This is a genomic window from Rhodococcus sp. 05-2254-6, assembly GCF_002258565.1.
Lineage (GTDB): Bacteria > Actinomycetota > Actinomycetes > Mycobacteriales > Mycobacteriaceae > Rhodococcoides.
On the sequence record NZ_NOZF01000154.1, the window covers coordinates 20,078 to 46,442 of the forward strand.

Annotated in this window: 30 protein-coding genes; 14 read left to right on the forward strand and 16 right to left on the reverse strand. The window is 65.2% G+C overall.

Annotated features, from left to right (window positions below; all coding sequences use genetic code 11):
• Positions 1 to 21 precede the first annotated feature (21 nt).
• From CH256_RS21235 to CH256_RS21245, 3 genes are read right to left on the reverse strand one after another with little or no spacing between them, the layout of a single operon-like run.
• A complete protein-coding gene (locus CH256_RS21235) occupies positions 22 to 375 on the reverse strand; it encodes a PH domain-containing protein (protein WP_068048169.1) in 354 nt (117 codons plus the stop codon).
• Positions 372 to 746, reverse strand: coding sequence for a TetR/AcrR family transcriptional regulator (locus tag CH256_RS21240; protein WP_094641011.1), 375 nt, complete (start codon positions 744 to 746; stop codon positions 372 to 374). The genes CH256_RS21235 and CH256_RS21240 overlap by 4 nt, the downstream gene beginning before the upstream one ends.
• A 46-nt stretch (positions 747 to 792) precedes the next feature.
• Positions 793 to 1,707 carry a serine/threonine-protein kinase gene (locus CH256_RS21245; protein ID WP_094641010.1) on the reverse strand — a complete coding sequence of 305 codons (915 nt, stop codon included), beginning with the start codon at positions 1,705 to 1,707 and terminating at the stop codon, positions 793 to 795.
• Between the two features lie 289 nt (positions 1,708 to 1,996).
• Between CH256_RS21245 and CH256_RS21250 the strand changes: the two genes are divergently transcribed.
• Positions 1,997 to 3,859: a BCCT family transporter gene (locus CH256_RS21250; RefSeq protein WP_176460416.1), complete on the forward strand. Its 1,863-nt coding sequence runs from the start codon at positions 1,997 to 1,999 to the stop codon at positions 3,857 to 3,859.
• Positions 3,860 to 3,902: 43 nt separating this feature from the next.
• Here the strand turns inward: CH256_RS21250 and CH256_RS21255 are convergent, their stop codons facing one another.
• Positions 3,903 to 4,232: a winged helix-turn-helix transcriptional regulator gene (locus tag CH256_RS21255; protein ID WP_094641009.1), complete on the reverse strand. Its 330-nt coding sequence runs from the start codon at positions 4,230 to 4,232 to the stop codon at positions 3,903 to 3,905.
• Positions 4,233 to 4,311: 79 nt separating this feature from the next.
• On the opposite strand from CH256_RS21255, the gene CH256_RS21260 reads away from it, so the two are divergent.
• Positions 4,312 to 4,659: a DoxX family protein gene (locus CH256_RS21260; protein ID WP_094641008.1), complete on the forward strand. Its 348-nt coding sequence runs from the start codon at positions 4,312 to 4,314 to the stop codon at positions 4,657 to 4,659.
• On the opposite strand, the gene CH256_RS21265 is transcribed toward CH256_RS21260, so the two are convergent.
• The 6 genes from CH256_RS21265 to CH256_RS21290 are packed head-to-tail and all read right to left on the reverse strand — an operon-like array spanning position 4,639 to position 9,796.
• Positions 4,639 to 5,244 (reverse strand): DJ-1/PfpI family protein, encoded by a 606-nt coding sequence (locus CH256_RS21265; RefSeq protein ID WP_068048154.1) that lies wholly within the window; start codon positions 5,242 to 5,244, stop codon positions 4,639 to 4,641. The genes CH256_RS21260 and CH256_RS21265 overlap by 21 nt on opposite strands.
• Before the next feature lie 8 nt (positions 5,245 to 5,252).
• Positions 5,253 to 5,930 carry a GOLPH3/VPS74 family protein gene (locus CH256_RS21270; protein WP_094641007.1) on the reverse strand — a complete coding sequence of 226 codons (678 nt, stop codon included), beginning with the start codon at positions 5,928 to 5,930 and terminating at the stop codon, positions 5,253 to 5,255.
• The gene (locus CH256_RS21275; RefSeq protein ID WP_094641006.1) at positions 5,927 to 6,346 is read right to left on the reverse strand and encodes a DUF1801 domain-containing protein; all 420 of its coding nucleotides are present in this window, start codon (positions 6,344 to 6,346) and stop codon (positions 5,927 to 5,929) included. Before CH256_RS21275 ends, CH256_RS21270 begins: the two co-directional genes overlap by 4 nt.
• The gene (locus CH256_RS21280; protein ID WP_094641005.1) at positions 6,343 to 6,687 is read right to left on the reverse strand and encodes a UBP-type zinc finger domain-containing protein; all 345 of its coding nucleotides are present in this window, start codon (positions 6,685 to 6,687) and stop codon (positions 6,343 to 6,345) included. Before CH256_RS21280 ends, CH256_RS21275 begins: the two co-directional genes overlap by 4 nt.
• Entirely contained in the window at positions 6,684 to 8,144 is a 1,461-nt protein-coding gene (locus CH256_RS28900; protein WP_094641004.1) for an ATP-binding protein, read from the reverse strand. Before CH256_RS28900 ends, CH256_RS21280 begins: the two co-directional genes overlap by 4 nt.
• The gene (locus CH256_RS21290) at positions 8,141 to 9,796 is read right to left on the reverse strand and encodes an FAD-dependent oxidoreductase (RefSeq protein ID WP_094641003.1); all 1,656 of its coding nucleotides are present in this window, start codon (positions 9,794 to 9,796) and stop codon (positions 8,141 to 8,143) included. Before CH256_RS21290 ends, CH256_RS28900 begins: the two co-directional genes overlap by 4 nt.
• Before the next feature lie 424 nt (positions 9,797 to 10,220).
• Between CH256_RS21290 and CH256_RS21295 the strand changes: the two genes are divergently transcribed.
• Positions 10,221 to 11,018: a DUF1206 domain-containing protein gene (locus CH256_RS21295; protein ID WP_094641002.1), complete on the forward strand. Its 798-nt coding sequence runs from the start codon at positions 10,221 to 10,223 to the stop codon at positions 11,016 to 11,018.
• A 54-nt stretch (positions 11,019 to 11,072) separates the two neighbouring features.
• Here the strand turns inward: CH256_RS21295 and CH256_RS21300 are convergent, their stop codons facing one another.
• Both CH256_RS21300 and CH256_RS21305 read right to left on the reverse strand, forming a co-directional pair.
• A complete protein-coding gene (locus CH256_RS21300; protein WP_068048135.1) occupies positions 11,073 to 11,267 on the reverse strand; it encodes a helix-turn-helix transcriptional regulator in 195 nt (64 codons plus the stop codon).
• Positions 11,264 to 11,659 (reverse strand): hypothetical protein, encoded by a 396-nt coding sequence (locus tag CH256_RS21305; protein WP_141215320.1) that lies wholly within the window; start codon positions 11,657 to 11,659, stop codon positions 11,264 to 11,266. Before CH256_RS21305 ends, CH256_RS21300 begins: the two co-directional genes overlap by 4 nt.
• Positions 11,660 to 11,828: 169 nt before the next feature.
• On the opposite strand from CH256_RS21305, the gene CH256_RS21310 reads away from it, so the two are divergent.
• The 5 genes from CH256_RS21310 (at position 11,829) to CH256_RS21330 (ending at position 16,568) form a co-directional block, all read left to right on the forward strand.
• Positions 11,829 to 12,293 carry an SRPBCC family protein gene (locus CH256_RS21310; protein ID WP_068048129.1) on the forward strand — a complete coding sequence of 155 codons (465 nt, stop codon included), beginning with the start codon at positions 11,829 to 11,831 and terminating at the stop codon, positions 12,291 to 12,293.
• Between the two features lie 88 nt (positions 12,294 to 12,381).
• Positions 12,382 to 12,648, forward strand: coding sequence for a GlsB/YeaQ/YmgE family stress response membrane protein (locus CH256_RS21315; RefSeq protein WP_068048126.1), 267 nt, complete (start codon positions 12,382 to 12,384; stop codon positions 12,646 to 12,648).
• Between the two features lie 132 nt (positions 12,649 to 12,780).
• Positions 12,781 to 13,497 carry a phosphatidylserine decarboxylase gene (locus CH256_RS21320; RefSeq protein WP_068048123.1) on the forward strand — a complete coding sequence of 239 codons (717 nt, stop codon included), beginning with the start codon at positions 12,781 to 12,783 and terminating at the stop codon, positions 13,495 to 13,497.
• Positions 13,498 to 13,505: 8 nt separating this feature from the next.
• The gene (gene pssA / locus CH256_RS21325; protein ID WP_037186737.1) at positions 13,506 to 14,360 is read left to right on the forward strand and encodes a CDP-diacylglycerol--serine O-phosphatidyltransferase; all 855 of its coding nucleotides are present in this window, start codon (positions 13,506 to 13,508) and stop codon (positions 14,358 to 14,360) included.
• Between the two features lie 33 nt (positions 14,361 to 14,393).
• Positions 14,394 to 16,568: an AAA family ATPase gene (locus tag CH256_RS21330; RefSeq protein ID WP_094641426.1), complete on the forward strand. Its 2,175-nt coding sequence runs from the start codon at positions 14,394 to 14,396 to the stop codon at positions 16,566 to 16,568.
• A gap of 53 nt (positions 16,569 to 16,621) precedes the next feature.
• On the opposite strand, the gene CH256_RS21335 is transcribed toward CH256_RS21330, so the two are convergent.
• Entirely contained in the window at positions 16,622 to 17,374 is a 753-nt protein-coding gene (locus CH256_RS21335) for an isocitrate lyase/PEP mutase family protein (protein WP_094641000.1), read from the reverse strand.
• Between the two features lie 61 nt (positions 17,375 to 17,435).
• The gene (locus tag CH256_RS21340; protein ID WP_369597663.1) at positions 17,436 to 17,846 is read right to left on the reverse strand and encodes an NUDIX hydrolase; all 411 of its coding nucleotides are present in this window, start codon (positions 17,844 to 17,846) and stop codon (positions 17,436 to 17,438) included.
• Positions 17,847 to 18,078: 232 nt separating this feature from the next.
• On the opposite strand from CH256_RS21340, the gene CH256_RS21345 reads away from it, so the two are divergent.
• From CH256_RS21345 to mnhG, 6 genes are read left to right on the forward strand one after another with little or no spacing between them, the layout of a single operon-like run.
• Positions 18,079 to 20,928: a Na+/H+ antiporter subunit A gene (locus CH256_RS21345; RefSeq protein WP_094640999.1), complete on the forward strand. Its 2,850-nt coding sequence runs from the start codon at positions 18,079 to 18,081 to the stop codon at positions 20,926 to 20,928.
• The gene (locus CH256_RS21350; protein ID WP_094640998.1) at positions 20,925 to 21,548 is read left to right on the forward strand and encodes a Na(+)/H(+) antiporter subunit C; all 624 of its coding nucleotides are present in this window, start codon (positions 20,925 to 20,927) and stop codon (positions 21,546 to 21,548) included. Before CH256_RS21345 ends, CH256_RS21350 begins: the two co-directional genes overlap by 4 nt.
• Positions 21,545 to 23,188 (forward strand): Na+/H+ antiporter subunit D, encoded by a 1,644-nt coding sequence (locus CH256_RS21355; RefSeq protein WP_094640997.1) that lies wholly within the window; start codon positions 21,545 to 21,547, stop codon positions 23,186 to 23,188. The genes CH256_RS21350 and CH256_RS21355 overlap by 4 nt, the downstream gene beginning before the upstream one ends.
• A gap of 2 nt (positions 23,189 to 23,190) precedes the next feature.
• Positions 23,191 to 23,832 (forward strand): Na+/H+ antiporter subunit E, encoded by a 642-nt coding sequence (locus tag CH256_RS21360; protein WP_373454856.1) that lies wholly within the window; start codon positions 23,191 to 23,193, stop codon positions 23,830 to 23,832.
• The gene (locus CH256_RS21365; RefSeq protein WP_032393772.1) at positions 23,829 to 24,086 is read left to right on the forward strand and encodes a monovalent cation/H+ antiporter complex subunit F; all 258 of its coding nucleotides are present in this window, start codon (positions 23,829 to 23,831) and stop codon (positions 24,084 to 24,086) included. Before CH256_RS21360 ends, CH256_RS21365 begins: the two co-directional genes overlap by 4 nt.
• A 19-nt stretch (positions 24,087 to 24,105) precedes the next feature.
• The gene (mnhG, locus tag CH256_RS21370) at positions 24,106 to 24,447 is read left to right on the forward strand and encodes a monovalent cation/H(+) antiporter subunit G (RefSeq protein WP_068048100.1); all 342 of its coding nucleotides are present in this window, start codon (positions 24,106 to 24,108) and stop codon (positions 24,445 to 24,447) included.
• A gap of 16 nt (positions 24,448 to 24,463) precedes the next feature.
• Here the strand turns inward: mnhG and CH256_RS21375 are convergent, their stop codons facing one another.
• Complete coding sequence (locus CH256_RS21375) at positions 24,464 to 25,633, reverse strand: glutamate--cysteine ligase (protein WP_094670533.1); 1,170 nt, start codon at positions 25,631 to 25,633, stop codon at positions 24,464 to 24,466.
• Positions 25,596 to 26,306: a superoxide dismutase[Cu-Zn] gene (gene sodC, locus CH256_RS21380; RefSeq protein ID WP_068048094.1), complete on the reverse strand. Its 711-nt coding sequence runs from the start codon at positions 26,304 to 26,306 to the stop codon at positions 25,596 to 25,598. Before sodC ends, CH256_RS21375 begins: the two co-directional genes overlap by 38 nt.
• Positions 26,307 to 26,365 lie beyond the last annotated feature (59 nt).

Consider the following 26,365-nt stretch of genomic DNA (forward strand, 5'->3'; position numbering starts at 1 on the left):
GGCCCGAGGACCGGTGCCCCGTCACGCGGCCGCGGCGGCGTTGTTGATCAGCTGCACCACCGCACGCGGATCCTCCACCGTCAGAATCAGCCGCTGATACTCCTGCTGCTCGAGCTCTATGACGATCGTGTCGGCACTGCCGGTGACGTTGTAGAACGTCTTGACGCCGTCGCGGTGAAACGTGCCCGCGGTCTTTCCCGGCAGACCGAGCCCCGGTGCTCGAATTCCTTTGGGCTCCTTGCTTGCTCCCGGATCGTGGGTAGCTCCGCGTACGCTGCTCAGCGGGATCTCGAGCTTCCGAGTGAACGACCACACCTTGTCCAGCCCCTGCGGCTCCACCACCAGGGTGCCGTCGACGACGGTCACGGAATTCATCTGAGTTCTCCTTCGATTGCAATGGTCGAGTCGATACCGGCGCGCACCAGTAACCGTTCGCCGAGGGCGCGCGCGACGTCCTCGGTGGCACCGGAAGCAAGGCTGCTCGCGCAGATTTCGCGAACATGGTCGTCGAACGGCGCAAGTTCCAACAACGCCACCAGTAGCAGATCCACGTCCCATCGGGTACTGGTCAACGCAGCGAGAAACAATCCTCGCTTGCTGCCGAACGCCTGGTAGAGGCTGCCGCGATGCAGTCCCGTGACGCGCAGCAGATCGTCCAGGGACGTTCCTTCGTAGCCGTTGGATCGAAACTGCTCGGCGGCCGACGCGACGACGGTCGCCTCGTCGAAGCTTCTGGTACGTCCCATTCATCGAGCATGACAGATTGATGACCGATCGGTCAAGAACGATCGGTCAAGAAAACTTGAGCCACCGCGACCTCGTGAACGGCGAGCGTCGCGGCGGCGGTTCCGGAACTCCAGCTTCCACTGCAGCCGCGACGGCGTCGCTGAGCTCTACGCAGGTTCGGAAACGGTCCGATGGATCCTTCGCCAACGCCCTCGCGACCACCGCGTCGAGCCCCCGCGGCAACGACCGTCGACGACGGGTCACCGACGGCGGCTCGGCCGTGAGATGCGCGGCGGTGATGGCCAACGGCGTGGCCAGTGGATACGGAGTGCGGCCGGTCGCCAGTTCGACGAGCGTCGCCCCCAGGCCGTAGACGTCGGTCTGCGCGCTCAGCACTCCCCCGCGCAGCAGTTCCGGTGCCGCGTACGGGATGGATGCCATCACCGTCCCGCCTGCCACCAGCGGCGTGGAATCATCGAGCAGGCGCGCAATTCCCCAGTCCGACAACAACACCTGCTCGTATCCGTCGAATCGCACGGTGGAGATGAGAATGTTGGCGGGCTTGACGTCCCGATGCACGACGCCCTGCGAGTGGGCGTAGTCGAGTCCCTTGGCCACCTCGGCGACGATGCGCGCCACCCGAGAGACGTCGAGGGCGATCTGTCCGCGGGCGACTAGCCGCGCAGCACTGTAGCCGTCCACGTAGTGCATGGACATCCACAGCTGGTGCTCGAACTCACCGTGCTCGTGCACCGACACGATGTTCGGGTGCACCAACTGTGCCGCGACGGCCGCTTCCATCCGAAACTTGTTGCGCAACCTCGGAGATCGCGACGCATCCCGGTCCAGAATCTTGAGGGCCTCGTACCGATCGTGGCCCCGGCCGAGAACCAGATACACCTCGCTCATACCGCCGACCCCGAGGCGGCGCTGGACCCGGAATCCGGCGAACTCCGAACCCGGCTGCAATCGACTGGTCACCGAATCACCTGCTGCACAACATTTTTCACGCCGCGAAATACGAGGGGTGACACAATCGGACACGTCCGCAGCATCGGCAGAACTGTAGTCCGTTCGACTGTTCGAGGCGACTCGACAGAGTGCGCACCCACGCCCGTTTCCCAGTTCGGCCGCCCTCGCACGTTTCGCCACCTGGGCCGATGTCGTTTATGGTGATTACCGGTACTTGACCGAAACAAGAGAAAAAGAACGGCAAGCCGATAGTGGTCAGCCGATTACGGTGACTCGAGTTGTAAGGAAGTCAAGTTAAGTGAAAGCAATAAAAGAAGCCTGGGGTGGCCTGCTCAAGCCGGTTTTCATCCCCGCATCGATCATCATCTTCGTGATGATCGCCTTCTCCGTGGTCTATGCGAGCACGGCGGCGGATTCGTTCGAGACGCTCAACGAAGCCATCACCGCAGGCGTCGGCTGGTGGTACATCCTGGCCGCGACCGGCTTCGTGCTGTTCGCCCTGTACTGCGGCCTGAGCCGAGTGGGCAACATCCGCCTCGGCCGCGACGACGAGAAGCCCGAGTTCGGCGTCCTGTCCTGGTTCGCCATGCTGTTCAGCGCCGGCATGGGCATCGGCCTGGTGTTCTACGGCGTCGCCGAGCCGCTCTCGCACTACGTGACGCCACCCGAGGCGGGCGGCGTTCCCGGTAGCACCGACCCCGCTGCTCGCCAGGCGATGGAGCTCACCCTCTTCCACTGGGGCCTGCACGCCTGGGCCATCTACGTCGTCGTCGGACTCGGCATGGCGTACATGACCTACCGCAAGGGTCGCCCGCTGACCGTCCGCTGGCTGCTCGAGCCGCTGCTCGGTCGCAAGCGCATCGAAGGTCCGATCGGCCACGCCATCGACACCGTCGCGATCGTGGGCACCCTGTTCGGTGTCGCAACGTCGCTCGGCTTCGGCGTTCAGCAGATCTCGGCCGGCCTCGACTACCTCGGTTGGGTCGAGACCACCAACCTGTTCGTGATCGTGCTCATCGCCGTGATCACCGGCATCGCCACCTTCTCGGTGGTCAGTGGAGTTTCCAAGGGACTCAAGTGGCTCTCGAACATCAACATGGGGCTGGCGGCTGCGCTCGCCCTGTTCGTGCTGCTCCTGGGACCGACACTGTTCCTGATGCAGTCCTGGGTGCAGAACCTCGGCGGCTACGTCCAGGCTCTGCCCGAGCTCGCCCTGCGTACCTCGCCGTTCTCCGACGACGGCTGGGCCGGCGGCTGGACCATCTTCTACTGGGGCTGGTGGATGAGCTGGGCACCGTTCGTCGGCATGTTCATCGCGCGTATCTCCCGTGGCCGCACCATCCGTGAATTCGTGTTCGGCGTGCTGCTGGCACCGACCATCGTCGGATCGCTGTGGTTCACCATCTTCGGTGACACCGGCATCCTGCGGCAGCGCAACGAGGGAGACCTGCTCGACGCCGAAGGGGCAGTGAACACCAACACGAGCCTGTTCCAGGTGCTCGACGGCCTCCCGATCGCCGCGATCACCAGTGTCATCGCCATCGCGGTCATCGTGTTCTTCTTCGTGACGTCCTCGGACTCGGGCTCGCTGGTGATCGACATCCTCTCGACGGGTGGCCAACTGGAAACCCCGAAGATCACCCGCGTCTACTGGGCCGTGCTGCAGGGCATCGCCGCAGCGGTACTGCTGCTCGTCGGCGGGACCAGCTCTCTGACAGCGTTGCAGACGATGTCGATTGCGACGGCCGTGCCGTTCTCCGTGGTGTTGGCGCTGGCGTGTGTGTCGATGCTCAAGGCGTTCCGCTACGACGTCGCCACCACCCCGCGATACGTGCGGGTGACCACCACCTCGGAGGTCACCGGGGACGACGCGGACACCCCCGCCCGGCCGACGCCACGCAAGAAGGCGACGTCGGGTATCTCGAGCACGTTCTCCGGCCTGACGCCGTCGCAGGAGGGGCTGACCTCGGCTGCTTCCGGCGGAACCGTCGTACTCGCAGTGCACGAGGTCTCCACCGAGCAGCTCGAAGTCCATCCCGAGACGGGAGCCGTCGAGTACTCGAGCGACAACGCTCCGGTCGACCCCCTGGGTGGAGAGGTCTTCGACACTCAGGAGTTCGCCGAATCGGCCGAGGGGCAGAACCAGAACAACCCCAGCTGAGCCGTTTTCACCACTCTCTGACCCTCGCGAACTTTCGCGGGGGTCAGAGGTTTTTCGAAGCCCAGTCGGTGAGAGCCTCCAGCGACGGCAGCAGTGCCTCTCCCGACGGCGTCAGGCTGTATTCCACCGAGATGGGCGGACCCTCCGTGACGGCCCGTGCCACCAGCCCTGCTCTGCCGAGCTCACCGAGGCGCTCGGACAGCACCGAGTCACTGATCCCGCCGACGGCGCGGCGCAGGTCCGAGAATCCCATCGGCCCGTTCATCAGAGTCGCCAGCAGCAGGCCGTTCCATCTCTTGCCGAGAAAGCCGAATGCTTTGGTCAGCGCTCCATCACAGGCACGAGGGTCGTGAGGCTGCTCGTTCGAGACCATGCCTCCACCCTACCGAGGTGCTAGAGTCCGCCTTGCTACTTCGCAATTACTAGTGACCTCAGAAATGAAAGCAGGGCACATGTTCATCGCCACCCTCGTCGTCTCGGTTCTGCTCGCTGTCGCACTCACGTTCTCCGCGATCGGAAAACTGACGAAGAATCCCTCCGTCGTCCCGATGCTCGAGCAGGTCGGGGTTCCCGCCGACAAGATCCCGTGGCTCGCCTACCTCGAGATCCTTGGTGCCGTCGGCCTCCTGGTCGGCTTGGTCGTCTGGCCGATCGGCGTCGCTGCCGCCGTCGGCGTCATCCTCTACTTCGTCGGAGCCGTCGTCGCGCACCTGCGCGCCGGGGACAAAGACTTCGCACCCGCCGCCGGACTGGCCGTGTTCTCCGTCGTCGCGCTGGTTCTACGGGTGCTCAGCGCCTGACCAGTCGTAATCCATCTGGCCCGCGGTGGCGAGAGCATGATCGGCTCCCGACCACCGCGCGACCAGATGCAGCGCCAGATCCAGACCGGCACTGATACCAGCCGACGTCGCCAGGTCGCCGTGATCGATGTACCGAACACCCTCGTGAACGACGAGCGCGGGCCACCGTTCGCGCAGAAGTTCCAAGTCCTCCCAGTGCGTGGTGACCGGACGACCGTCGAGCAGTCCCGCAGCCGCGAGCACGAACGCACCGGTGCACACCGACGCGACCAACTCGGCGGTGGGCCGAAGACCCTGCAGCCACTGCAGAACGCTGCCGTTCGCCTCGACTGCGTCCACGACGCCACCGGGAACCAGGACGAGGTCGTAGGGCCGTGGGTCGTCGATCGTGGTGTCGACGCCGATCCTCATTCCGCCCCGAGCAACAGCTGCCCTGTCGTCGATCCCGACGAGCGTCACCTCGAACGGCGCTGCGCTGCCTGCACGTTCGGCCACCCGGTTGGCCACCGAGAACACCTCGAACGGTCCGCACGCGTCGAGTACCTCGACATCGTCGAACAACAGAATGGCAATGCTTCTGGTCATTTTCTTCCTCAACTGCTCGTGGTGGAGACGATGACGGGCACCATGACCGCGGCCATCACTGCGGCATTGACGTCCGAGACGGCCTTGCGCACAGCCGCGCCGGCCCACTCCCCCTCGGCGATCTCCTTCGCGCGCCGCTTCAGCAGCTTCTTGTCCGCATCCTCGATCACCTTGTGTGTCAGATCCACCGCCGAGATCAACGAGATCAACGCAGCCGTGTGCGGCGACGGCGTCGTCCCGTCCACCAGTGCGCTGCGTAGCGCGTCTCGCAGCACCTTCTCACGCGAGGTGTCCTGGGCAGGCCACGTCGTCGTCGGGAACAGCCCCAACACCTTGTCCTTCTTCTCCGTGACGAAACCCTGTGCGACGAGTCGCGCAGCCAGTTCCTTCGCCAGATTCTTCTGCGACTTCTCGATCACCTTCTGCGGCTTCATCGGCCGCGACGCCGACGCGACCAGATCGAACACTCGACGCAAAAACTCATCTTCCGGCCTCGAGCCTGCGACGACCACGTGATCCTTCTTGATCTGCTCGTCCAGGCCGGTGATGCGCAGCGACCCGGTCATGGCGAGCTCGACGACCAGCGCACCTGCCAGTACCCGTGGCAACTTCGTGCTGTCGGCCAGCGGCTTGCCCGAGTCGTCGTCGAGCAACAGCAACAGCAGGTCCTCCGCGATCAAGGTCATGACGCGAGGCTACTCAGAATGTACGGGTAGTTGTATGCCAGCAGTTGTTCGAGAATCGCTATGTCCACATCGACGAGCTTGTTCACGTACAGGCAACCCGCTCCTCGCTTGTGCTTTCCCAGCCGTTCGAGCAAGCTCTCCGACTCCGGGGCGTACGTGGCGCCGTACACCGACAGATTCGCCTTGCGCGGTGAGAACCCGACGACGAAGTACTCTCCCCGGCGGCCACTGCCCGTCGTGTATCGATAGCTTCCGAAACCCACCATCGTCGGACCCCACATCACCGCCGGTTGCCCGGTGACGCGGCCCATGATCTCGGCGAGCGCGAACCCGTCCGCACGGCGAACCGGGTGCTCCACAGCCGCCAGGAAATCCTCGGCCGATACGTCGGTGGGTCGCGTCAGGTTCTCGTTCAATTGATCAGGGCCTGCCAGTTCGACGGCACCCGCTCGCGCGGACCGGGAACCGTCTGATCGAGTGGACGATGCTGCGGCGGAGCCAGTTCCGGCCCGTCGTACATCTGCTCGTCCTCGTAGTTGTAGAACCATTCCTCGCCGGGCTCGTAGCTGCGCACGAACTGGTGCCGGGTGGACTCTGCATGTTTGCTGGCATGCTGCGACGGCGAGGAATCGCAACATCCGATGTGCCCGCACTGCGCGCACCGCCGCAGATGTACCCACCACCCCTGCGTCTGCGTGCACTCCACACAACCCGGTCCCGACGGCGGAATCTTCGGGTCGATGCCTTCGATGGTCATGGTTCCTCCTCGATTGCAGGGTCGACGGGCAACCGCACGACGAATCGTGTGTCACCGGGTTCGGACACCAACCGCAGCTCACCCTGATGCTTGTTCACCACGATGCGCCACGAGATGTCCAGGCCGAGCCCCGTGCCCTCGCCGACCGGCTTGGTGGTGAAGAAAGGCTCGAAAATGCGCGACCGAATCTCCTGCGGCACACCGGGTCCGGTGTCGCAGATCTCGATCTGGACCTGATCCTCGTCCAACGACGTCCGCACCGTCAGCACCCCCTTCTCCTCGGGGGTAGCCGCCATCGCCTGCACGGCATTGTCGATCAGATTGGTCCACACCTGGTTGAGTTCGGCGGCGTAGGCCGGGATCGGCGGCACCGCGGGGTCGTAGTCCTTGACCACCGTGATGTCGTCACCGATCTTGCGGCCCAACATGATCAGGGTGCTGTCCAGTAGTTCGCGCACATCCACCGTTCGATACGGCGCACGATCCATCTGCGAATACTGCTTCGCGGCACCGACGAGCGTGGAGATGCGGGTGGTCGAATCCGAGATCTCGTTCATCAACAACTCGGTTTCGACGGTGTAGTTGAGCCACCGAATTGCGCCCTCGAGCAACGCTGGATCGTCGACCGTCGCGGAAACCCGATCGAGCCACGGCACGTCGAGACCGGCCGAGACGAATGTCGGAGCCAGATCCCAACCGTCACCGATACCCTTGTCCTCGAACCACTCTCCCAGTTCGTCCTCACGGTCCGACGCCTCCATCGCGGTCAGCTTCGGGGCCTTGGCGACCAGCTCCACGGCCTCGTTCTGCAGTCCGACCAGATGCGCCAAGCTGCCGCGATCGAGAGTGCCACCGGCGATCATCGCCAACTTCTGCCGCATGTGCGCCACCCGATTTCGCAACGCCGACGTCGCCCGCACCGCAGCCGCCGCGGGATTGTTCAGCTCGTGCGTCAACCCGGCCGACAGAGAACCCAACGCCAACAAGCGTTCTCGCTGTTCCACTATCTGCTTGGTGTTCTGATTGCCGAAGAACAATCCCTCGAGCAGATGTAACGCCATCGGGAACCACTCCCGCACGATGGACGCGAAGCACTCGGCGTCGAGCACGAAGAACCGGGAGCGCTCGGTCACCCGCATCGAACCCTGGTACGTCTGCGGCACCCGATCGCCCAGGTACGCCTGCCACGCACCCGCGTACACCCCGCGTTGCGAGGTGCGATTGACCACCAGGTCCTCGCCACCGGAAAGCTTCGAGAGGACGACGGCCCCCTCCATCAGAACGTAGAAGCACGTCGCGGGATCACCTTCCGCATACACCGGCCCCGGCTCGATCGTTTCGATGCGCCCGTCTCGGCACAGCTCCACCAGCTGCGCGTCGGTGAGCTGCTCGAACAGGAACAGCGTCCGTAACTCCTCCGGGTCACATGCGGGCGTGTTCTGCGTCTGTTCGGTCATGGGTTCGCCAGATATCTGTGCACCAACATCACGGCCATCGCTCCCTCTCCCACCGCCGACGCGACGCGTTTGGCCGAGTCGGATCGCACGTCACCGGCAGCGAACACACCGGGCACACTCGTTTCGAGGTGGTGTGGGAGACGGGCGGGCGTCCACCCGGCAGGCCCGCGCCCGTCGACGACGAGATCCGGCCCGGTGACCACGAATCCATGCTCGTCCCGCACGAGGACCCCGTCGAGCCACTCGGTGCGCGGTGCCGCGCCGATGAACAGGAACAGGTACTGCGCGTCGACCGTCGTCGTCTCCTCGGTCGCTCGGTTGTGCAGCGTGATCGACTCGAGGTGTCCGTCTCCCGATACGCCGACGACCTCGGTGCACGGCCGCACGCTGATCTTCGGGTTCTCCTCGATCTGCTTGATCAGGTAGTACGACATCGACGCTTCGAGCGAGGTGGCCCGGATCAGAATGGTGACCGACTTGGCCCCGCGCGAGAGATACACCGCCGCCTGACCGGCCGAGTTCGCCCCTCCCACGATGTAGACGTCCTGCTCGGCGCAGCGCGCGGCCTCCGTCATCGCCGATCCGTAGAACACGCCGCGTCCGGTGAAGTCGTCGATTCCGGGTGCGTCCAACCGCCTGTAGGCGACACCGGTGGACAGGATGATCGTCTGCGCGCTGATGCTGCGGCCGTCCGCGAATCGCACTGTTCGCGCAGCACCGTTTGCTTCGAGGCCGACGACGTCCTGGGTGGTGACCACCTCGGCACCGAACTTCAGTGCCTGACGACGAGCCCGCTCGGCGAGCTGGGCTCCCGAGACCCCGTCGGGAAAACCCAGGTAGTTCTCGATCCGTGAACTCTGTCCGGCCTGACCGCCCGTCGCGGTCCGCTCGATCAGGGTGGTCCGCAGGCCTTCGGACGCGCCGTACAGCGCGGCTCCGAGTCCGGCCGGACCGCCACCGATGACGACCAGATCGTAGAACTCCTCCGACGGCGCAACGGTCAGACCGAGCCGATCACCGAGTTCGGCATCGGACGGCTCGATCAACGCGGCACCCTCGGTGGTGATGACCACCGGCAGCCGTCCGTCGTCCACGCCCGCCGCGGCCAACAGCCGCGCCCCCTCGGACTCGTCGGACATGTACCAGCGATACGGCAGCTGATTGCGAGCGAGGAACTCGCGGATCTCCGACGAGCGCGCCGACCAGCGGTGGCCGACGATCTTGGTGTCCTCGACGGCTCGGTGGTCGTACGCACACCAGGCCTCGAGCTGGGCGTCGAGCACGGGGTAGAGCTTTTCCTCGGGCGGATCCCACGGCTTGAGCAGGTAGTAGTCGAGATCGACGACGTTGATCGCGTCGATCGCGGCGTCGGTGTCCGCGTATGCGGTGAGAAGAATGCGACGGGCCGTCGGAAAGATGTCCATGGCCTGCTCGAGAAATTCCATGCCGCTCATCTGCGGCATGCGGTAGTCGGCCAACAGAATGGCGACGGGGGTACCGCGCAACGCGAGTTCTTTCAACGCGTCGAGAGCGCCTGCACCGGACTCCGCCCGCACGATGCGGTACTGCTCCCCGTAGCGCCGACGTAGGTCGCGGGCGACCGACCTCGACACTCCTGGGTCGTCGTCGACGCTGAGAATGACCGGTTTCATGACCCTCCAGAACTGGTGCTCATCAACGACATGAGCATGCCACCGCGTCACCCCGAATGGGAGGCAAGCGGGCCTGGAAACAGCGGGGTCAGATTCGGCCGCGTCGAATCAGGTCGAGTTCCTGTGGGGTGAGGAGCCGTTCGAGCTTCTCGGCGGGCCACGTACGCGGGCTGCCGCTCATCCTGGCGGTTTTCAACAGGGGGAGATCACTGCTGGTACGACGCATTATCGACTGTAATTTCACGGTGGATCACTCCGAACAATTTCTTCGTTGGTCCCGACACTCCGCTTGCTACATCGATCAGTGTCCGCCCGGTGTTAACGCCTCGGTGGGATCTTGTTCGGCGTTTCGCAGGTCGAGACAGTTTCCTGCGCCTACGGTCGGGGTAAACGGCTGCCCAAATCAACTGATCGGGGAACGTTCGTGAACACGTCGGGAAATTCTGTGGCCAGTTCCGTGCAGAACAACGGAGCATTCGAAAAAGCGGCGCGCGCCGGTCACTTCGTCAGCGGAGTGCTGCACATTCTGATCGGATACATCGCCGTTCGGTTGGCGTTCGGCCAGGCCGGCAACGCAGACCAGTCCGGTGCACTCGCCGAGCTGGCCGAGAAGCCCGGCGGAAAGATCGCGCTCTGGGTGGCGGTGGTGGCGTTCGTGGCGCTGGCGCTGTGGCGCATCGCCGAAGCGATCGTCGGCAAGAAATCCGACGCCGACGCCGGTAGTGCCATGGATCGTCTCAAAGCAGGCGCGCTGGCCGTCGTCTACATCGCGTTCGCCTTCTCGACCTACGGCTTCGCCACCGGCTCGGGCAAGTCCAGCGGACAACAGAACGCGGGCTGGTCGGCCCGACTGATGGAATCCGGCGGCGGCAAGCTCGTGCTCATCGCCGTCGCGCTGGTCGTCATCGGAGTGGGCGGATACCACGTCTACAAGGGCGTCTCGAAGAACTTCCTCGACGATCTCGAAGGACACCAGAGCGGGGCCGTCGTCAAACTCGGCATCGCCGGATACGCAGCCAAGGGCGCTGCCCTCGTCGGAGCCGGACTCCTCGTCGTGGTGGCAGTTCTGCAGTCCGATCCGTCCAAGGCCACCGGCATCGACGGTGCTCTCAAGACTCTCGGCTCGCAGCCGTACGGTCAGGTCCTGTTGATCCTCGCCGGCGTGGGCATCGCGCTCTACGGGCTCTACGCCTTCGTATTGGCTCGCTTCGCTCGCATGTGAGCGAAACTTCGTAGCCTGCTACGAGTTTCCGTTCACCTGTGGAAGGTTGCTCGATCACCGTGGATCGAACAACTCGTCGACGCTGACCTCGAACAGCCGGGCCAGGCGGAACGCGAGAGAGAGCCGCGGGTCGAAGTGGCCCTTCTCGATCGAGATGATCGTCTGCCTGCTGACGCCGACCGCGTCGGCGCACTGCTGTTGTGACAAACCGGCAGCAGTGCGCAGCCGGTGCACGTGATTCGAAGTCACCGCTGCGTACGCGAGACGACCAGGTACCGCACGGCCACGTCGGCCATGGCCAACACCAGAAACGCGACTACCGGAACCAACTCCGTGTCGAGTATCGCCGAGGCAGCCGACGCGAGGCCGAGTGCGATCATCAGGTCGAAGAAGGCACCGGACGACGCGTGCTGCAACCACTGGAACTCGACGGAATCCTCCGGATTCTCCGGCATCTTCGGTGATCGTTGCGGAACCAATGTCCACATCGCGCCGACGAGGGCAGGGGCCACCGCCGCGGCGAACACCAGACCTACCTGCCACCCGCCTTCTTCTCGCACCGATGCGGCGACGATCCCGACACCGGCGGCGAGGGCAGTTCCGAGAACTGTTGCGGACACTCGTGACAGTCCGACCCTCATGACAACCTCCCGTGCGTGTACGAGTTCTTTGACATATCTCACCCCCATTCGATTCCGATGTCAAACTTCTCTTACATTCCCCGTCGCCCCGTTTCGCTATGAGCTCGGACACACATATGCTGTGACCGATTTGTCGTAACGTTCAGTCACACATACCTGGAGGCCCACGTTGAGCAAGACTCTCGAAGCCACGATCGACATCGCCGCGAGCCCCGAGACCGTCTGGTCGATCGTGTCCGATCTGCAGCGCATGGGCGAGTGGAGCCCGCAGTGCAAGAAGATGAAGGTCTTCGGCGGACCGGTCGGCAAGGGCACCAAGACGCTCAACGTCAACCGCAAGGGGATGCTCGTCTGGCCGACCACCGCCAAGGTCGTCACCTTCGAACCCAACCGCGAACTCGCGTTCCGCGTCGTGGAGAACAAGACGATCTGGTCCTACACGCTCACTCCCACCGCGACCGGAACAACCGTCGTCGAGAAGCGGGAGGCACCGACGGGCACCACGGCAGTGTCGTCACTGCTGGTCAAGCGCATCCTCGGGGGCATCGACGAGTTCGACGTCGAACTCGTCGAGGGCATGAACAAGACCCTGCGTCGAATCAAGGCCGAGAGCGAGAAGTCCAGCCAGAAATAACTTTTCTCAGGAATGTTTCAGGTTTGTTTCCCGCGGGCATCCGTCGTTTCGACAAGCAACAAACACGAACGGAAAGTGGGGGCACCCTATGTTGGGACTCGGATTTGTAGGCTGGATCATCATCGGCGGACTCGCCGGCTGGATCGGTAGCAAGATCATGAAGACGGATGCTCAGATGGGCATCATCCTGAACATCGTCGTCGGCATCGTCGGCGGCCTCCTGGGCGGCTTCCTGCTCAGCACGTTCCTCGACGTCGAGGGCGGCGGAATCATCTTCAGCTTCATCACCTGCCTGCTCGGCGCGTGCATCCTGCTGTTCCTGGTCAAGCTCGTGACGGGCCGCAGCCGCGTCTGATCTCACTCGCACCTCTCGACTGCCGGGGCCCTCACGTACGCTGTGATGGCTCCGGCAGTCGCGTGTTGACGCACGATTCGCTCGCAGCACCACGACCTACCGACACCTGTCCGACAAAAGTTAGAGGAGACCGTGGCACGCCGTCCCGCCCCGATTGGTCAACCGCCCCGCACCGGAGCGGCTCACATCGTCGACTTGGTCCGTGAAACGATTCCACCGCTACACCCCGCAGGGCTGCCGTTCGTCGGCGGTCCGCTGGCCGTCGCCGTTCTCGGTCGACGCTCCAAGTGGGTCCGCAACGCCGGCCTCGTTGCCGCCGGAGCCTGCGCCACCTTCTTCCGCCACCCGTCGCGAGTGCCGCCGAATCGCCCCGGCGTCGTCGTCGCTCCCGCCGACGGCCTGGTCACACTCGTCGACACTGCCGTTCCTCCGGCCGAGCTCGCTCTCGGCTCCGAGCCGGTCCCGCGCGTCAGCATCTTCCTCTCCGTCCTCGACGTCCACGTACAGCGTGTTCCCGTCGCCGGAAAAGTCGTGGAAGTGGTGCACCGTCGCGGTCAGTTCAAATCCGCCGACCTCGCCGAGGCCAGCGAGGTCAACGAGCGCAACAGCATGCACATCAGAACCGCTTCCGGTCAGGATGTCGCCGTCGTGCAGATCGCCGGCCTGATTGCGCGACGCATCATCAACAACGCCAAGGTCGGCGACACCTTGTCGATCGGCGACACCTACGGACTGATCCGATTCGGATCCCGCGTGGACACCTACTTCCCGGCGGGCACCACCCTGCTGGTCGAACGCGGCCAGCGGGCCGTCGGTGCCGAAACAGTGCTCGCCGAGCTCTCGCAGTAGAAACCGACATGATCACCAGACGCGCCAAGCCACCTGCTGCCATTCGTCTGCTGCCGTCCGTCGTCACGATTCTCGCGCTGTGCTCCGGCCTGTCCGCGGTCAAGTTCGCCCTCGACGGCCAGCTCGGTACCGCGCTCGCCATGATCGGTGCCGCTGCGATCCTCGATGCGTTGGACGGTCGCATCGCCCGATTGCTCGACGCCACCAGCAAGATCGGTGCCGAACTGGATTCGCTGTCCGACGCCATCTCGTTCGGTGTCGCCCCGGCGCTGGTGCTGTACGTGACACTGCTCGAGGGCAGCAGCGGCGGCTGGATCGTGGCGCTGGTCTACGCGGTGAGCATCGTGCTCCGCCTCGCGCGCTTCAACACTCTGCTCGACGAGGACGACACTCCCGCTTACGCGCGCGAGTACTTCACCGGTGTTCCCGCACCGGCCGGAGCGCTCATCGCCATGGCACCGATCGCGGGTTTCGAGCAGTTCGGCGACGGCTGGTGGGCCTCGTTCTACGTCGTCGCCGGATGGGCGATCCTCACCGCCGGTCTCATCGTCAGCCGCATCCCCACGCTCGCGCTCAAGACGGTCTCGGTGCCGCCGCGACTGGCCGCGATCCTGCTGGTGCTCGTCGCACTGCTCGCAGCCGCGCTCATCACCTTCCCGCTGATCCTGCTGATGGGCCTGGTGCTGGCCTACCTGGTGCACATCCCGTTCGCGGTGCGCTCGCAGCGGTGGACCGCCGCGCGCCCGTACACCTGGGACGCCAAGCCGGCCGAGCGCCGCGCCGAGCGTCGCGCCATCCGACGAGCGCCGGGTAACAATCGCCGGTCGCAGGCTCGTCTGGGACTGCGTCGGCCTCGCAGCTGATCCGCGCGCAGCCGACCCGTTAGTGTGGCTGTGGTGACCGAATCTCGCTCGACGACGCCTGAGCTCGTTCTCACTGCCCGCCTCAACACCTCGGCGGCCGATGCCCGACGCGGCGTCGTGCGCCTGCATCCGGAAGTCCTTGCGGCGCTGGGCCTGCGGGAATGGGATGCGGTGTCGCTCATCGGTTCTCGTCGCACAGCCGCCGTCGTCGCCTCGGCTCCCGAGGGATCACCTCAGGGCACCGCGTTGCTGGACGACGTGACGCTCTCCAACACCGGCCTTCGCGAAAATGCTTCTGTCGCAGTCGGACCCGTCACCGTCTACGGGGCCAAGGCCGTCACTGTGACCGGCTCCGCGCTCGCCACCGGTTCCATCTCCGACGCCACCCTGCGACAAGCGTTGCTCGGCAAGGTACTGACGGTGGGCGACACGGTCTCACTCCTCCCCCGTGATCTCGGCCCCGGAACCTCGACGACATCTGCGACGCAGGCGCTGTCGAGGACATTCGGGGTCGCGTGGACCACCGAACTGTTGACGGTCTCGGCCGTCGACCCGTCGAATGAGCCGGTCAGTGTGCAACCCAATTCGGCGGTCGGGTGGGGCTCCGGCACCGTCGCTGCCTCGGCATCCGCACCTGTGTCAGCGCCACAGAAAGCCACGGCGGCCAGAGTGAGCGCAGCCGATCTGGTGGGAGTGAGCGCGCAGGCGGCCAAGCTGACCGAGTGGCTGCGGCTGGCGTTGGACGAGTCGGAGTTGCTGGCAACGCTCGGCGCATCGCCGCATCTGGGGGTGTTGATCACCGGACCGGGTGGGGTCGGCAAGGCGACGTTGGCGCGCGCGGTCGTCGGTGAACGCGCATGCGTCGTGCTGGACGGACCGTCGATCGGCGCGCTCGAGGCGTCGGCCCGGGTCGATCGCGTCACCGCGGCAGTGGACGAACTCGCCGGTTCCGGGGTTCTGCTCATCACCGACGTCGACGCGTTGTTGCCCTCCGAGCCCGAACCGGCGTCCACGTTCGTCCTCGATGTACTGCGCCGGGCCGTCGACACTCCGGGTCTCGCCCTGATCGCGACGACGGCCCATCCGGAGGCGACCGATCCCAGACTGCGCGGTCAGGACCTGTGCGATCGTGAACTCACCCTGACCCTGCCCGACGCGGCAGGCCGCAAGGGATTGCTGGAGCATCTCCTCCGAAAGGTTCCGCAGGGCGACGTCGACCTGGGCGAGATCGCCTCACGGACACCGGGTTTCGTGGTCGCCGATCTGGCCGCCCTGACGCGGGAGGCGGCGCTGCGGGCAGCGGCGCGCGCATCGAACGATTCGGCCGCGGCCTCGTTGACGCAGGACGATCTGGTGGGCGCTCTTCAGGTCATTCGCCCGCTGTCGCGTTCGGGAAGCGAAGAACTGGCGATCGGTAGTCTCACGCTCGACGACGTCGGCGACATGGTGGAGACCAAGCAGGCACTCACCGAGGCGGTACTGTGGCCGCTGCGTCACCCGGATTCGTTCGCGCGATTGGGAATCGAGCCGCCGCGGGGAGTTCTTCTGTACGGTCCACCCGGCTGCGGCAAGACGTTCCTAGTGCGTGCGCTGGCGAGCTCCGGGCAACTCAGCGTGCACTCGGTCAAGGGCGCAGAGCTGATGGACAAATGGGTCGGCTCCTCGGAAAAGGCTGTCCGAGAACTCTTTCAACGCGCCCGAGATTCCGCTCCCTCGCTGATCTTCCTGGACGAAGTGGATGCTCTCGTGCCCCGACGCGGCCAGAGCTCGGATTCCGGCGTCGGCGATCGAGTCGTCGCGGCGCTGCTGACCGAACTCGACGGCGTCGAACCGTTGCGCGACGTCGTCGTACTCGGGGCAACCAACCGACCCGACCTGATCGATCCCGCACTGCTCCGGCCCGGCCGGCTCGAGCGGCTCGTGTTCGTGCCGCCGCCGGATTCCGATGCCCGCGTTGACATCCTGAGGGCGTCGGGCAAATCCATCCCGCTCGCCGAGGACGTCGATCTCGAGTCGTTGGCGCGCGACCTCGACGGCTACTCCGCGGCCGACTGCGCGGCGTTGCTGCGTGAGGCCGCGCTGACGGCGATGCGTCGGTCGATGGATGCGGCCGACGTCACCGCCGCCGATGTCGCCGCCGCTCGGGCGACGGTCAGACCGTCACTCGATCCCGAGCAGGTGGCGCATCTGCGGGCCTACGGGTCGTGAGCGGAAACTCGTAGCAGGCTACGAGTTTCCGCTCACCTGCGGCGAAGCCGCTCTCACTTCCAGCGGCCGAGGATTTCCTCTGCCCGCTTGGCCAGCTCCATCTGGAAGATCGGGCCGAAGCTGATGCGACCCACGCCCAGGGAGGCGAAGTGCGACAGGTCGCCTTCGGCCGGGTTGGCGATGGCGTTGATCGGCAGCGGGAGTTCCTCGGCGAGACGCTTGTAGTCCGCGTCGTTGTGGAAGCCGACGGGGTAGAGCGAGTCGGCACCGGCTGCGGCGCACAGCTTCAACCGGGCGATGGCTCGGTCGACGCGGTCACTCTCGTCGCCGATTGCCTTGACGAACAGGTCGGTGCGGGCGTTGATGACCACGTGGACGTCGGTGGCGTCGGATGCTGCGCGCAGTGCTCCGACGAAGTCTGCGTGTTCCTGCGCTTCGCGGAGGCGTCCGCCTTCGCTGTGCACGGTGTCCTCGATGTTGAGGCCGACGGCTCCGGCAGAGATCAGTCCGTCGATGAGTCGCTTGGGGTCCTCGCCGTAGCCGGATTCGATGTCGACCGACAGCGGAACGTCGACGGCTGCGGAGATCTGCGAGATGCGGGTGAGCAGTTCGTCGAAGGTGATGCCCTCGTTGTCGGGCTTGCCGATGGAGTCCGAGACGGGGTGGCTTCCGACGGTCAGCGCGGTGAACCCGGCGGAGACGGCGAGGTTGGCAGACCAGGCGTCCCACACCGTCGGCAATACGACCGGGTTGCCCGGCTTGTGCAGCTCGAGCAGGGTGGTGGCTTTCTGGGACAGGTTCGTCATGAGACTCCTTCGCGGTGACCGAGAGAGAACGTACGTTCTCTCTACGACCAACATACGCGCTTCAGTCGATCAAATCGAGCGCTTTCATCCGGTCGAACACCATCAGCGACCCCGGAGCAACGTCCGGCATGGCGGCGTACTCGTCGCGAGTGAAGTACCTGATCTCTGCGATCTCGCTGGTCGGCGTCGGCTCGGACGCCAGATCGGCGAGGAAACACGTGATCTCGAGCGGGGTTCCTGCCGGGTGCCCCCAGGCCTCACACTCGAACACCCCGAGGAGCCGGGCGTCCGTCACCGCTGCATCGAGCTCTTCCCTGATCTCGCGATGCAGTGCTTGCTCGGGTGTCTCGCCCGGGTCGATCTTTCCGCCCGCCATGTAGAACGCGGACTTTCCGGCCGATCGTGTCTGAATCATTCGACGATCGCGGACGTACGCCAGCCCGGCGGTCCGAATGAGCCTCGAATCGGTCACCGACGCGCTCTCCTCACTCCCGGACCCGCAGCGTTCTGTACCGCCTGGCACGCCGCCTACCTCGCAAAGTAAAGTGGACAACGACAACTCGCGGCTGCCGCTCGGCAACCGGTTCATTATTTCTCAAAGCTTCACATCGAACTTCACACGGACTTCGCACACCCTACTCATCGCCGCCCTACGACCACCGCTCGGTTTCACCGCCGATGCGACCGAGACGACGGAGTGATTTTTGCTCGCCATTCTTCTTGCGCATGCCGCCGCCGCGCTGCTCGCGCCACTGTTCGTCCGCTGGTGGGGTCGCAATGCCTTTTTCCCACTCGCGCTCGTACCCCTGCTCAGCCTGATCTGGGTGTTCGGCAACTGGGGAACCGAACAGAAACTGAACATCGAATGGGTCCCTGGCCTGTCGATGAACATCGACATGCGGTTCGACTCTCTCGCGGCCATCATGTCGCTGCTGGTTCTCGGCATCGGCGCACTGATTCTGCTCTACTGCGCGCGTTACTTCGAGGACGACGAGCCTCGGCTCGGGCTGTTCGCCGCCGAAATGGTCGCGTTCTCCGGTGCGATGTTCGGCCTCATCACCAGCGACAACATGCTGGTGCTCTACATCTTCTGGGAAATCACGACGGTCCTGTCGTTCCTGCTCGTCGGCCACTACGCCGAGCGTGCGTCGAGCAGACGAGCGGCCACCCAGGCACTGCTCGTCACCACCGCGGGTGGCCTGGCGATGCTGGTCGGCATCATCATCCTCGGCCAGGTGTCCGGCACCTACAACCTCTCCGAGCTGGTCGCGAACGCGCCGGGCGGCTGGTTGCCCGGTGTCGCGATCGTGCTGGTCCTCATCGGCGCACTGAGCAAGTCGGCCATCGTGCCACTGCACTTCTGGCTCCCCGGAGCCATGGCCGCCCCGACACCGGTCAGCGGCTACCTTCACGCCGCTGCCATGGTCAAAGCGGGCATCTACCTGGTGGCGCGCCTGGCCCCGGGGTTCGCCGATTCCGGCCCGTGGCGCGCCACGGTGATCAGCCTCGGACTGCTGTCGATGATCCTGGCCGGGTGGCGCGCTCTGCGCGCATTCGACCTCAAGCTGATCCTCGCGTTCGGCACCGTCAGCCAGCTCGGCTTCCTCATGGTGTTGGTCGGCATCGGCTCGGAGAAGGCGATGCTCGCCGGCCTGACGATGGTGATCGCCCACGCGATGTTCAAAGCGGCGCTGTTCATGGTCGTCGGCATCATCGATCACACCACCGGCACCCGCGACATCCGCAAACTTGCTCACCTGGGCAAGAAGGCTCCCTGGCTCGCCGCGATAGCCGCGCTGGCCGCGGCCAGCATGGCCGGACTTCCGCCGATGCTCGGGTTCGTCGGCAAGGAGACGGCGTTATCGGCCGTGATCAGCACGCCGACGCTCGATCCCACGGTCGCGGCCGTCGTCGTCGCAGGCTTGGTGATCGGCTCGATACTCACGGTCACCTACAGCATTCGGTTCGTCTGGGGCGCGTTCGCGCGCAAGCAGCTCAAGCGAGCGAGTCCGTCGGTCAAGGCGATGCACGCGCCGGCCGCACTGTTCCTCGCCGCACCCGCCTTCCTTGCGGTGCTCGGTCTGGTCGCCGGGTTCGCATCCTCGGTCGTCGACCACATCGTCAGTCCCTACGCTCGCACCCTCCCGTCGTACGGCCAGGAGCCCTACCACCTGGCCCTCTGGCACGGTTTCAATCTTCCGCTCGCGCTGACCGTCGTCGTCGTCACCGGTGGTGTCGGGTTGTTCATCGCGCATCGGGTGGTCAACCGGCTCAAGTTCGAGCATCCTCCGCTCGGCAACGCAGACCGCATCTACGACAACGTGCTCAAGTCCATGGACACCCTGTCGATCCGCCTCACCGGCACCACGCAGCGCGGTTCGCTCCCTCTCACTCAGGGCACGATCCTGCTGACGCTGGTGCTGCTGCCGATGATCGTGCTGATCCTCGGCGCAGAACCGGACTTGGACTACACCCTGTGGAACAACCCGTTGCAGCTGATCATCGGGGCCATCATGATCGCGGGTGGCCTCGGAGCCACGGTGATGCGCAACCGCTTGGCCAGCGTCATTCTCGTCGGTCTCACCGGCTACGGCTGCGGAGTCATCTTCGCCATCCACGGTGCCCCGGACCTGGCGCTGACCCAGTTCCTCGTCGAGACCTTGACCCTCGTGATGTTCGTGCTCGTCCTGCGCAAGCTCCCGGCCGAGGTCGACGACCGGGGTTCGGCCGGATCGCGCGGGCCTCGCGCGGTGCTCGCCGTCGCCGTCGGGGCGACCGTGAGCATCCTGGGTGCGTTCGCGATGAACGCCCGAAACACAGACCCGGTGTCGCTGCTCCTGCCGGACGCCGCATACAACCTGGGCGACGGCCAGAACGTCATCAACGTGATCCTCGTGGACATCCGCGCCTGGGACACTCTCGGCGAGATCTGCGTCCTGCTCGTCGCGGCTACTGGCGTGGCGAGCCTGGTCTTCCGCAACCGCCGGTTCGGTAGCGCTCCGCGGGTGTCCGACGCCCCCTCGTCGTCCTCCGATGCGAACTACGCGGCGGAGACGACGTGGCTGCTCGGCGGCGATCTGATCGATCCGCGACATCGCTCGTTGATTCTCGAGGTCACGACGCGATTGATCTTCCCGACGATCATGGTGCTCTCTATCTACTTCTTCTTCTCCGGTCACAACGCTCCCGGAGGCGGTTTCGCCGGTGGCCTCACCGCCGGCCTGGCGCTGGTGCTGAGGTACTTGGCCGGTGGCCGCTACGAGCTCGGTGAGACAGTTCCGATCGACGCCGGAAAGATCCTCGGACTCGGCTTGATCTTCGCGGCCGGAACCGCGGTGGCGTCGATGTTCCTCGGAGCCCCGGCGTTGTCCTCGGCGACGTTGGAGGTGACGTTGCCGATCCTCGGCGACATCAAGTTGGTCACCGCATTGTTCTTCGACCTCGGTGTGTATCTCATCGTGGTCGGGTTGGTACTCGACGTGCTCCGTAGTCTCGGCGCGCGTCTCGACGCACAGGTGGAAATGCAGAGCCAAGGCCGAGTGAGCGCCCCATGACCGCTGATCTCGGAATGCTCGTCATTGTCGGTGTCCTCATCGCGGCGGGTGTGTATCTGCTGCTCGAGCGCAGTATCACCAAGATGCTGCTGGGCCTGCTACTCGTCGGCAACGGCGTCAACCTGCTCATGCTCACGATCGCCGGCCCTGCGGGAGCCCCGCCAATCGTGGGTCGGGACAACGCGGTGAACCAGGAGATGGCGGACCCGCTGGCCCAGGCGGTGATCCTGACGGCAATCGTCATCACGATGGGAATCGCGGCGTTCGTGCTGGCTCTGGCCTACCGGTCGTTCACCCTCAATACCAAGGACGACGTCGAGAACGACCCCGAGGACACCAAGGTGTCCCGGCGCCGCTCGATGGCCGAGGCCCCCGACCGCGACCGCTCGGACGACCCGGTGACGGGCGAGCCGAGCTTCGGCGGCGACGCATTCGACTCGAAGGGCAACCCCATTCCGCTCGAGGAGATCAGAAACCTCGAGGATCTCGAGTGCTACGAGGATCTGCACGACGGTGATTTCGACAACGACGACGACAATCCGCAGCTGCGCGGGCTGGACGGACTCGACACCGCCGAGAAGGACAACAGCCGCCCAGATGAGAAGGGAGACCACGCATGACGATCTCCCCCGCAGTGATCGACGTTCTGACTCCGCTGCCGGTACTGATTCCGATGCTCGCCGCCGCGTCGACCCTGGTGCTGGGGCGACGGCCTCGCGCTCAGCGATTCATCACCATCGTCGCGCTCACCGCGGTGGTCGCGATCTCGTCGGTGATGCTCTATCTCGCCGATCGCGACGGCACCAGCGCACTGCAGGTCGGCGGTTGGGATTCCCCGCTCGGCATCTCCCTCGTGGTGGACCGTCTGTCGGCGATGATGCTCGTCGTCTCGTCCATCGTGCTGCTGGCCGTCATGGTCTACTCGATCGGCCAGGGCATCCGCGACGGTAGCGAGAATCAGCCCGTCTCGATCTTCCTGCCGACCTACCTCGCGTTGACCGCAGGTGTCTGCAACGCGTTCCTTGCAGGCGACCTGTTCAACCTGTTCGTCGGCTTCGAGGTGCTGCTCGCGGCCTCGTTCGTGTTGCTGACACTCGGCGCGAGTGCCGACCGCGTGCGTGCGGGCGTGTCTTACGTGATGGTGTCGATGGTGTCCTCGCTGATCTTCCTGATCGGCATCGCGCTGGTCTACGCAGCCACCGGGACGCTGAACCTGGCCCACATCGCGGTACGCATGGACGACATCACCCCAGGAACCAGAACCGCGATCTTCGCGGTTCTACTGGTCGCGTTCGGCATCAAGGCCGCGGTGTTCCCGCTCTCGACGTGGCTGCCCGACTCGTATCCCACCGCCCCGGCACCGGTCACCGCCGTGTTCGCCGGCCTGCTGACGAAAGTCGGTGTGTACGCGATCATCCGCGCGCACACCCTGCTGTTCCCCGACGGCTCACTCGACAACGTACTGATGGTCTGCGGCCTGCTGACGATGCTCGTCGGCATCCTCGGCTCCATCGCACAGAGCGACATCAAGCGACTGTTGTCGTTCACCCTCGTCAGCCATATCGGCTACATGATCTTCGGCGTCGCTCTGTCGACACAATCGGGATTGTCCGGCTCGATCTATTACGTCGCCCACCACATTCTGGTGCAGACGACGCTGTTCCTCGTCGTTGGTCTCATCGAGCGTCAGGCCGGTTCGTCGTCGCTTCGACGCCTCGGCGGTCTGGCTGCGGCCAGCCCGGTGCTGGCGATCGTGTTCCTGGTGCCGGCCCTCAATCTCGGTGGCATTCCGCCGTTCTCGGGTTTCATCGGAAAGGTCGCACTGCTGCAGGCCGGTAGCGAGCAGGGCAGCGTGTTGGCCTGGTTGCTCGTCGCGGGTGGAACCGTCACCAGCCTGTTGACGCTGTACGTCGTCGCCCGAGTCTGGACCAAGGCGTTCTGGCGAGCTCGCGCCGACGCTCCCGAGGGCGACCTGGCGGACAACAGCCCGTCCGCTCTTCTCGACGACTCGTCCGACATCCAGTTCGGTGACCGCGAGGACGTGGGCCGGATGCCCGCCTTCATGTTGCTTCCGACCATCGGGCTCGTCGCCGTCGGCCTGGCCATGACGGTGTTCGCCGGCCCCATCATCGACATCAGCGATCGCGCCGCGGCAGATCTTCGCGATCGGTCGGTGTACATCGATGCGGTGCGCGGTGCGGAATGGGTCGGCGATCAGGCCTACGAGCAGTCGCGCACGAACGAGGAGGGCACCCGATGAAGATGAACCGCTCCGTTCTGCTGCGCCTGTGGACGCTCGCGTGGCTGACGGCAATCTGGGTTCTGTTGTGGGGCAACGTCTCTGCGGCGAACGTCCTGGGCGGCATCGCGGTGGGACTGCTCATCATGGTGCTGCTGCCGTTGCCTCGCGTTCCGGTCGAGGGCCGCATCCACGTGTTCTCACTCGTCAAGCTGGCCGTCGTATTTCTCTACTACGCAGGGGAATCCAGCGTCAATGTGGCCTGGTTGGCGATCCGCCCGAAAGCACCGCCGGTCACCGGAGTGCTGCGCTGCCGCATCGCGATCAAATCCGATCTGGTGCTCACCCTGTTCGTCGACGCGATGAACCTCGTGCCCGGCACCATGGTGCTCGAGATCGACCGAACCCGACGCCTGCTCTACGTGCACGTGCTGGACATGGGCACGCAGAAGGCCGTCGACGGCTTCTACGCCTACGTACGAAACCTGGAGAAACTCTTCATCGCGGCGTTCGAGCGAGACTCCGACTGGAAGCCGAGCCCGCTGCATTTCCAGGAGTACGAGCAGTACCACGGAGTGCTCGGCGACGATCCGGCATCGACGGACCGCGACGCCCCGAGGGACGACAAGAAGACCGACGACAAGAGGAAGGGGGACTGGTCGTGACCGTCGTCCTGGCGATAGCCGGAGCCCTTCTGATCGGTGCCGCGATTCTCACCGCCTACCGACTGCTCGACGGACCGAGCACGCTCGACCGTCTCGTCGCGATGGACACGATCCTGGCCGTCTCGATGTGCGGTCTCGGTGTGTGGGCCGTCTACAGCCGCGACACCACCCTCGTACCGGCCATCGTCGCGCTGTCCTTGGTCAGCTTCGTCGGGTCGGTCAGCATCGCGCGATTCAGAGTGAGGGACGAATGAGTGACACAGTGAGGGACGAATGAGCACCGTAGCCCAGGTCATTGCCTCCGCCTTCATCCTGTTCGGAGCACTGCTCGCCTTCACCGCGGCCGTCGGCATCGTGCGCTTCCCCGATACCCTCTCGCGGATGCACGCGGCCACCAAGCCGCAGGTGGTCGGTCTGATCATGGTGCTGATCGGGGCCATCATCAGCCTTCGCGGCAACGTCGACATCTGGATGCTCGTGCTGGTGGGCATCTTCACGCTGGTCACCGCTCCGGTGATCGCGCATACCGTGGGCCGCGTCGCCTATCGAGAACAGCGGGGCCGCGACGGACTGCTGATCGTCAACGAGATGGAACCGAACGACCCCGACGAGTAGCGCGAGCCGCGCCGGATCAGGCGCGGAGGTCGGTGACCAACGATTCCACGACGGCTCGCAGGTCACCGTTGGATTTCGCGGCCACCGCCCGCTGACGCTGGTAGGACGCCCCGAGCCGCGGAATGTCGGCCACCGCGGCCAACTCGTCGACGCAGTTCAACCGGACGGCCGTCGGCGTCAGCTTCTCGAGCAGGTCGTTCAGGTCGTCGGTGACCAGACGTTCGTTGCTGTCGGAGTCGAGGATGATCTCGGCATCGAGGCCGTACCGGGCAGCCCGCCACTTGTTCTCCTGCACGTGCCACGGCGGTATCGACGGCAGGGTCTCCCCCGCTTCGAGACGTTCGTCGAGATGGACGATGAGGCAGTGCGTCAACGCGACGAGAGCCGCGAGCTCCCGCTTGGTCGACGCCCCGTCGCACACCCGAACCTCGATGGTTCCCCACTTGGGGGCGGGCCGGATGTCCCAGTGCATGCCGCCGAGTTGCTCGATGACGCCGGTCTTGAGCTGATCACGAACGAATCCCTCGAACTGCGGCCAGTTCTCGAACTGGAACGGCAGCCCGGCCGTCGGCAGCTGCTGGAACATCAACGCACGATTGCTGGCGTAGCCGGTGTCGTTGCCCGCCCAGATCGGTGAGGACGCCGACAGTGCCAGCAGGTGCGGGTACTGCAGCAGCACTGAGTTGAGAATGGGAAAGACCTTGTCGGGAGACGACACTCCCACGTGCACGTGCACACCCCAGATCAGCATCTGCCGACCCCACCACTGCGTCCGAGCGATCAACTCGTCGTAACTCGGGGAACTGGTGAGCTGCTGGGTGGACCACTCCGCGAACGGATGGGTCCCCGCCGAGAACAGATCGATCCCCAGCGGATCCGCCGCGCGCTCGACGAGCGATAGAGACTCACCGAGGTCTGCCATCGCCTCCCCGACGTTCTCGCACACTCCGGTGACGAGTTCGACGGTGTTGCGGAGCAGTTCCTTCGTCACCCGCGGGGTGTCCCCGGCCAGGTCGCGGACACCGTCCATGACCGCCTCGGCGGAGTTGACCAGGTCTCGCGTGTTCTTGTCGACCAGCGCGATCTCCCACTCGACGCCGAGCGTCGGGCGCGGTGAACTCGCGAAGTCGATCCGGGGAGCGCTCAAACTACTGCAGTACCGCGCACGCCGCCCGCGAGCCGGCATCGCCGGTCATCAGAGTCGTCATGTCCGGCACGGCGGCACCGTCGGGCAGGGTGTACCGCGGCGGGATGTTGGCGAAGTTGTCGGCACCGTCGTGCACGATCACCGAGGTTCCGGCACCGTCGGCACGCAGATCGTCGAGTGTGATCGCGTCGGTGGTGGTGACGAGCATTCCGGTGCCGTCCTCGCCGACCTGGATGGACGTCAGGTCACCGCTGGCCGGGTGCTCGGTGCGGCCGTCGACCTGCAGGTGACCGCCCGCGGACAGGAATGCGCCGGGCTCCCCGCCTGTCGGTGCCACGGAGTTCGGCTCGCAAGCGGCGACGGTGTGAACGTGGAAGCCGTGGAAGCCCGGGGTCATGCCCTCGACCTCGGCGGTGACGGTGAGCTTGTCGCCCTCGGACATGAACGACACCGTGCCGACCTCGGCACCGGAGGCGTCGCGCAGTGCGGCCTCGATGATGTCGCCGGAGCTCGACTCGGCCGGGCTGTCGCCGGCGACGGCTTCTGCCGACGGATCGGCCTCTCCGGTCCACACCGGCGGGACGGTGCCGGGGACGTCGGACGGGACCTCGCCGTTGCTACAGGCGGAGAGCCCGAGAGCTGCGATCGCGAGGACCGGGGCCACGTAACGCAACGATCGGGTCGCGGCAGTGCGTCGCTTGAACATGTCCATCGGAAATCGCTCCTCTTTCAGGCAGTTTCGCCGGGCTCGGAAATGATAACGTGCCGACC